The 6,993-nt window shown below is 66.3% G+C and carries 5 protein-coding genes; all 5 read right to left on the bottom strand.

Features of this window, described 5'->3' with window-relative positions:
• Positions 1-2,262: DNA gyrase subunit A (gene gyrA / locus VGF64_12825; protein ID HEY1635637.1), on the bottom strand; the 2,262-nt coding region annotated here is incomplete at its 3' end.
• Between the two features lie 15 nt (positions 2,263-2,277).
• A complete protein-coding gene (gyrB, locus tag VGF64_12820; GenBank protein HEY1635636.1) occupies positions 2,278-4,224 on the bottom strand; it encodes a DNA topoisomerase (ATP-hydrolyzing) subunit B in 1,947 nt (648 codons plus the stop codon).
• A 110-nt stretch (positions 4,225-4,334) separates the two neighbouring features.
• Entirely contained in the window at positions 4,335-4,664 is a 330-nt protein-coding gene (locus VGF64_12815) for a DUF721 domain-containing protein (protein ID HEY1635635.1), read from the bottom strand.
• A gap of 25 nt (positions 4,665-4,689) precedes the next feature.
• The gene (locus VGF64_12810; GenBank protein ID HEY1635634.1) at positions 4,690-5,766 is read right to left on the bottom strand and encodes a DNA replication/repair protein RecF; all 1,077 of its coding nucleotides are present in this window, start codon (positions 5,764-5,766) and stop codon (positions 4,690-4,692) included.
• Positions 5,767-5,791: 25 nt separating this feature from the next.
• The gene (gene dnaN, locus VGF64_12805; protein HEY1635633.1) at positions 5,792-6,910 is read right to left on the bottom strand and encodes a DNA polymerase III subunit beta; all 1,119 of its coding nucleotides are present in this window, start codon (positions 6,908-6,910) and stop codon (positions 5,792-5,794) included.
• Positions 6,911-6,993 lie beyond the last annotated feature (83 nt).

The following is a 6,993-nucleotide window of genomic DNA, read 5'->3' as shown; positions in this document are numbered from 1 at the left end:
CAGCCGGATACCCCTGACCCCTTGGCCCCCCCGGGCCTGCCGGTTGAACCGCTCCAGCTTCGTCCGCTTGCCATAGCCGACGTCGGTGACCATCAGGATGTCGGCGTCGTCGCTGGCCACGTCGAGGGACACCACCTCGTCTCCCTCGCGCAGGCGCATCCCGCGCACTCCCGCGGCATCCCGTCCCATCGGCCGTACCTCGTCCTCGCCGAAGCGGATCGTCATGCCGTTACGGCTCACCATGAAAAGGTCCTCACCGTTACTGGTCTGCACCACCCGCACGAGCTCATCGTCGTCCCGGAGGTTGATGGCGATGAAGCCCTCCCGGCGGGACTTGTCATATTCGGAGAGGAGGGTCTTCTTCACCTGCCCCAGCCGGGTGGCGAAGATCAGAAAACGGCCTGTGTCGTAATCGCGGGTCTCGACGATAGCCTGGATCCGCTCGCCGGGGGCAAGGGGCAGGAGGTTCACGATGGCGGTGCCCCGCGCCGTGCGCTCCTTCATGGGCACCTCGTGGCCCTTGAGGCGGTACACCCGGCCCTTGTTGGAGAAAAACAGCAGAAAAGCGTGGGACGTGGTGTGGACCACGTGGCTGACGATGTCCTCCTCCTTGAGGCGGGCTCCCTGGATCCCACGGCCGCCGCGGCCCTGGGTCCGGAAGGCGCCCACGGACACCGACTTGACGTAGCCGGCCTTGGTCATCGTGACGACGAGCTCCTCGTCCTCGATGAGGTCCTCAGCTCCGAGGTCACCGGGATCGAGGATGATCCGGGACTTGCGGGGCTGGGCGAACGACCCCTTGATCTCGGTCAGCTCGTCCTTGATCACCTGACGCAGGCGCGCAGGATCGCCGAGGATCGCCTCGAGGTCGGCGATGGTGTCGCGCAGGCGGGCCATCTCCTCCTCGAGCTCGCTCCGACCCAGGCGCGTCAGCCGGCCCAGCGTCATGTCCAGGATGTGGTTGGCCTGGATCTCGCTGAACTCGAACGGGGCTGCCATCAGCCCCTGACGGGCCGCAGGGCGGTCCTCCGATCCCCTGATGAGGGCGATGACAGCATCGAGCTGGTCGAGGCAGCGGAGCAGGCCCTCGACGATGTGGGCGCGGGCCCTGGCCTTGTCCAGCCGGTACTGCGACCTGCGGGTGATCACCTCGACCTGGTGCGCGATGTACGCGGCCAGGGCCTGGACCAGGTCCAGGGTGCGCGGCACGCCATCGACCAGCGCCAGCATGTTGACCCCGAAGCTGGTCTGCATCGGCGTGTGCTTGTACAGGTTGTTGAGCACCACCATGGAGTTGGCATCCCGCTTCAGGTCGATCACGAAGCGGACCCGACGGCCGGCGGAGTCGTTCTGGGTGCTCCGGATACCCTCGAGCTCCCGCCCGTTGACAAGCTCGGCGATCTTGCGCTCGATGACCTCGATCGACGTCTGGTAGGGGATCTCGGTCACCACGATGCGGTCACCGCCCTTGGTCTGCTCGATCTCGGCGACGGCCCGCAGCTTGATGGATCCCCGGCCGGTCCGGTAGGCGTCGAGGATCCCCGCCCGGCCCAGGATCTGGGCCCCGGTCGGGAAGTCCGGTCCCTGCACGAACCGCATGAGCTCGTCGACCGTGGCGTCGGGATGCTCCAGCAGGTGCACCGTGGCGTCGATGACCTCGCCCAGGTTGTGCGGCGGGATGTTGGTGGCCATGCCGACGGCGATCCCCTGTGACCCGTTGACCAGGAGGTTGGGAAAGCGCGCCGGTAGGACGGTCGGCTCGGACTCGGTCCCGTCGTAGTTGGTCCCCTGATCGACGGTCTCCTCGTCGATGCCGGCCATCAGCTGGAGGGCCAACGGGGCCAGCCGGCACTCGGTGTAGCGCATGGCCGCCGGGCCCGTATCCGGATCGGGCGACCCGAAGTTGCCGTGCCCGTCGATCAGCGGGTGACGGAGGCTGAAGTCCTGCACCATGCGGGCAAGGGCGTCGTAGATGGCGCCCTCACCGTGAGGGTGGAACTTCCCCATCACCTCGCCGACGACACGCGCGCACTTGGCGTGCGGGCGGTCGGGCCGAAGTCCCTGCTCGTACATCCCGTAGAGAATGCGGCGGTGGACCGGCTTCAGTCCGTCCCGAGCGTCGGGCAGCGCCCGCGAGACGATGACCGACATGGAGTACTCGAGGAACGAGCGCTCCATCTCCTCCTGAATGTCGATCGGCTCGATGGCGGCGAACCCGGCCTCGCCGGCGCTGCCACCACCATCCATCGTCGTGTCACTCATATGCTCTCCGCCCCCCTAGATGTCGAGGAAGCGAACGTCCTTGGCGTTGGTCTGGATGAAGTGACGGCGCAACTCGACGTCGTCGCCCATGAGGATCGACGTCACCTCGTCGGCGATCGCCGCCTGGTCGAGCCCGATCTGGAGGAGCGACCGCTTGGCCGGGTCCATGGTCGTCTCCTTGAGCTCGCTGAAGTCCATCTCCCCCAGGCCCTTCAGCCGCTGGAAGTCGGCCTTGTGATCGGGGCGCTCGACGAGGAACCGCGCTTTGGCCAGATCGTCCTTGAGGTAGACCTTCTCCTTTCCCACCAGGGTGGAGTACAGCGGCGGCTGGGCCACGTAAACGTGGCCCTTCTCGACCAGATCGCTCATCTGCCGGAAGAAGAACGTCAGCAACAGCGTCCTGATGTGCGACCCGTCGACGTCGGCGTCTGCCAGGACGATGATCTTGCCGTACCGGATCTTCGACACGTCGAAGTCCTCGGCCAGACCGGCGCCGATGGCCGCGATCAACGCCTGGATCTCGGCGTTGCGGAGCATCTTGTCGACCCGAGCGCGCTCGACGTTCAAGATCTTGCCCCTGATGGGGAGGATGGCCTGGGTCCGGGGATCCCGAGCGTCCTTGGCCGAGCCTCCGGCGCTGTTGCCCTCGACGATGAACAGCTCCGACTCGCGAGGATCGCGGGAGGAGCAGTCCACCAGCTTGCCCGGCAGGCCGGCGCCTTCGAGCGCCGTCTTGCGCCGGGTCAGGTCTCGGGCCTGGCGGGCGGCCACCCGGGCTCGAGCGGCGATCGTCGACTTCTGCACGATCTGGTGTGCTTCCCGCGGGTTCTCCTCCAGCCACTCGGCCAGCTTCTCGTTGGTCGCCCGTTCCACCAGCGAACGGATGGAGACGTTGCCGAGCTTGGCCTTGGTCTGGCCCTCGAACTGCGGGTCCTGGAGGCGCACGGCGAGGATGGCAGTCAACCCTTCGCGGATGTCCTCACCGAGAAGGTTCTCGTCCTTCTCCTTCAGCTGGTTCTTCGCTCGGGCGTACTTGTTGAGCACGTTGGTAAGGGCCTTTCTCAAGCCCTCCTCGTGCATCCCTCCCTCGCTCGTCTCGATGCCGTTGGCGAACGAGTGGATGCTCTCGTAGAAGCCGGTGTTCCACTGGAGGGCCACCTCGACCTCCTGGTGGGCCTCCTCCTGGGCGTACGACCCGACCTTCTTGAACAACGCCTCCTTCGAGGCGTTGAGGTGGCGGACGTAGTCGGTGATGCCGCCGGTGTAGCGGTAGACGACGTCCTGGGTGTGGCCTGGCCGCTCATCGCGGAAGCGGATCTCCAAGGCCCGGTTGAGGAACGCCATCACCTGCAGGCGCTCGACGACGGTCGTCGCTCTGAACTCGGTCTCCTCGAACACGACCGGATCGGGCCAGAACGTGACGATCGTCCCCCGCCGGCCGCGCGGCGACGGGCCCACCACCTCCAGCTTGCCCTTGGGCTTGCCGCCGTTGGCGAACTCCAACCGATGGCGCTGGCCATCCCGGTCGATCTCCAGCACGAGACGACGGGACAGGGCGTTCACGACCGAGACGCCCACACCGTGCAGCCCACCCGACACCTTGTAGCCGCTCCCACCGAACTTGCCCCCGGCGTGGAGCATGGTGAGCACGACCTCAGCGGTCGACTTGCGGGGGTATTGATGGTGCGGCTCGGTGGGGATGCCCCGCCCGTTGTCCGCCACCCGACACCCGCCGTCGGCCAGGAGCGTGACGTCGATCCGGGTGGCCTCTCCGGCCATCGCCTCGTCGACCGAGTTGTCCACGACCTCCCAAATGAGGTGATGGAGCCCGCTCGGTCCGGTCGACCCGATGTACATGCCCGGCCGCTTGCGGACGGGCTCGAGGCCCTCGAGGACAGTGATGTCCTTGGCCCCATAGGACGAGGTTGACTTGGCAGTCTCGACGTTTTGCTTCAGCGCCACGGGCGCGACCTCTCGAACATGATCTCGGAAACGGCCAGGGCCATCAGAACCTGCAGGTCAGAAGCCCTGAAACTGCTTCTAATTCTACCAGAGAGGGGTGACAGACCCGGTCACTGGGACCCCACCCGCACCTCCAGGCGGGTGGCCACCTCGTGCCCCACGGCCTCGGTGATCCGGCTCAGTATCGAAGACCCCAGATACCTCAGCTGGGTGGCCCAGGCGGGGTGGTCCACCGAGACCACCAGGGTCGACTGGCGCAGCGAAATGGGACGGGAGTGGGCCGCCACCGCCGTTCCCACGACGTCCTCCCACCGGGAGAAGACGACCGAGAGCGCCTCGACCGGCGGGGCACCGATGCCCCGAGCGACCTGGTCGAGCGACCGGGCCAGCTCGTGGGGACGGTCCTCGCCTGGGGGGTGTGGAAGTGGGCGCCACGTCATGGGAGCGCCTCGACCATTTCGATACTCATGAGCTGACCACACCCGGTGAAACGCGTAGGACGCGGGCTGGCGTCACGCCCGGTGGGGGCGACGAAACGGTGGTCAGCAGGGCCTGAGCCCCCGGTAGATGGGCCACGACCGCAGCGCTGCGGGCCGCATCCAGCTCGGAGAAGACGTCGTCGAGGAGCAGCACCGGGGGACTCCCTACCGCCTCGGTGACGATGCCGTGCACGGCCAGGCGGAGCGCCAGAGCGAGCGTCCGCTGCTCGCCCTGTGAGGCATGCGAGCGAGCGGGAAGACCGCATAGCTCCAGGATCAGGTCATCACGATGGGGCCCGACGCTCGTGGTGCCCCGCCGCAGATCCTCGTTCCTCACCCGACCGAGCGCCTCCGCGAGGTCGCCCTCCCAGGACCTTCGGTACGTCAGGGCCACCACGCCGTCTTCGCCCGCCAGCCGGCCGTACGACTTGGCCACCTCGGGCTCCAGCTCGAGGCTCAGCTGGGCGCGGGCCGCAGCCACGGCCTCGCCGATCTCAGCCAACTTGGCGTCCCATACGTCGAGCGCCGCGAGCGTGCCGCTGTCGGGCTGCAGCCCTCCCTGCTTGAGCAAGCTGGCACGCTGACGCAACGCCCGCTCCAGATCGCTGCGTAATCCGTCGTGGCGAGGATGGAGAGCCACCAGCGCATCATCCAGGAATCGTCGGCGTTCGCCCGGCCCACCCTTCACCAGAACCAGATCGTCAGGTGAGAACACGCTGACCCGCAATGCTCCGAGGAGGTCCCTCGCTCGGCGTAGTGGTTGCCGGTTGACCTGGGCGCGTTCTCGCCCCGAAACGGGTATGTCCACCTCGATCAGCAACTGTCGTTGCTCGCGCTCGACCTCGGCGCGAACCGCCGCCCGCAGAGATCCCGTCCGCACCAACGCCTCGTGGGGCGCACCTCGAAACGAGCCCATCGTCGCCAGATAGCCCACTGCTTCGAGGAGATTGGTCTTTCCGACGCCGTTCTCGCCCAACACCAAGGTCAGACCGTCGGTCGCAGGGACCACCTCGACGCCCGCGAAACTACGAAAGTCGGTAAGCCAGAGACGGTTGATCCGCATGCTCCATCAAGGGGGGAGCGTCATGCTAAGAGACCCTGACAGGCATGAGCAGGTAGCGATAGTTGTCGTTCTCGGTGCTGCGAACCGTCGCCGGCTTGGTCGAGTCGATGGTCTCCAGGATGATCTCGGAACCGATGATGGCCTCGACCCCGTCCATCAGATAGCTGGGGTTGAAGGCGATCGTGAGGTCGGGTCCGCCCTCGTACTTGGCATCCACGTCTTCGCTGGCCTGACCCACCTCCTGTGTCACCACCCGGAGATCCATGCCGTCAGGTCGAAGGGCGACGCGCACCGGAGTGGTGGCATCCTTCACCAACAGCTTCACCCTGCGGACCGCATCGAGCAGGGTCTCTTTGTCGACCGATAGGCGGTTGGGGTACGTGGCCGGGAGGAGTTGGCGGTAGTTGGGAAACTCGCCTTCGATGAGACGAGTTGTCAGTCGAACGGGACCGGTCTCGAAGCTGGCCTCGAACTCTCCCACGTACAGCGTGACCGAGCGATCTGCTCCACCCGCCACCCCCCCCGACAAGAGACGCTGAAGCTCTCCAAGGGCACGCGCCGGCACCAGGACATGTTGTCCTTCCGACAGCACGGTAGCTCCGGGCAGATCCCGCACCGCCAATCGGTACGAGTCAGTCGCCACGAGACGGAGTCCGCCCTCCTCGGCAGACATCAGCACGCCCGTGAGCATCGGTCGTGCGTCGTCACTTGACGCAGCCCGCACGACCTGTCGCAACGCCTCGCTGAAATCACCGGCAGGAATGACGACACCCTCGCCACCGACTCGAGGCAACCGAGGAAAATCACCGATCGGGAACGTACGCACCGCGAACTGCGATCGTCCCGCAACGATGCGCGCCTCTTCGTCCTCGGCCTCGAGGGTCACCGCGCCTGGCTCCAAGGCCCGAACGATGTCTGCCACCAATCGGGCCGGCAGGACACACGCTCCGTCCTCGCCGCCCGCTGCAGTCAGCTCGACCTCGATGGTGAGATCCAGATCACTGCCAGCAACGTGCAGCCGATCGCCGAGCACCTCGAGCCGAACCCCCGACAGCACCTGGGTGGCTCCTCCCCGACTGCTCGCTGCCCGACCAGCCGTCGTGAGTGCCTCCACGAGCACGTCGCGTTCGCAACGAAGCTTCACTGTGGGTACTTCCCTTCCTTCTCTATGAAGTAGTGATCTTCAAGCAATGACAATAAGGCCTGTGGATTGTGGACCAACCAATG

The organism is Acidimicrobiales bacterium, from assembly GCA_036491125.1.
Classification (GTDB): domain Bacteria; phylum Actinomycetota; class Acidimicrobiia; order Acidimicrobiales; family AC-9; genus AC-9.
The sequence above is the reverse complement of the archived record's forward strand: the minus strand, read 5'-3'. Positions and strand labels throughout refer to the sequence as shown.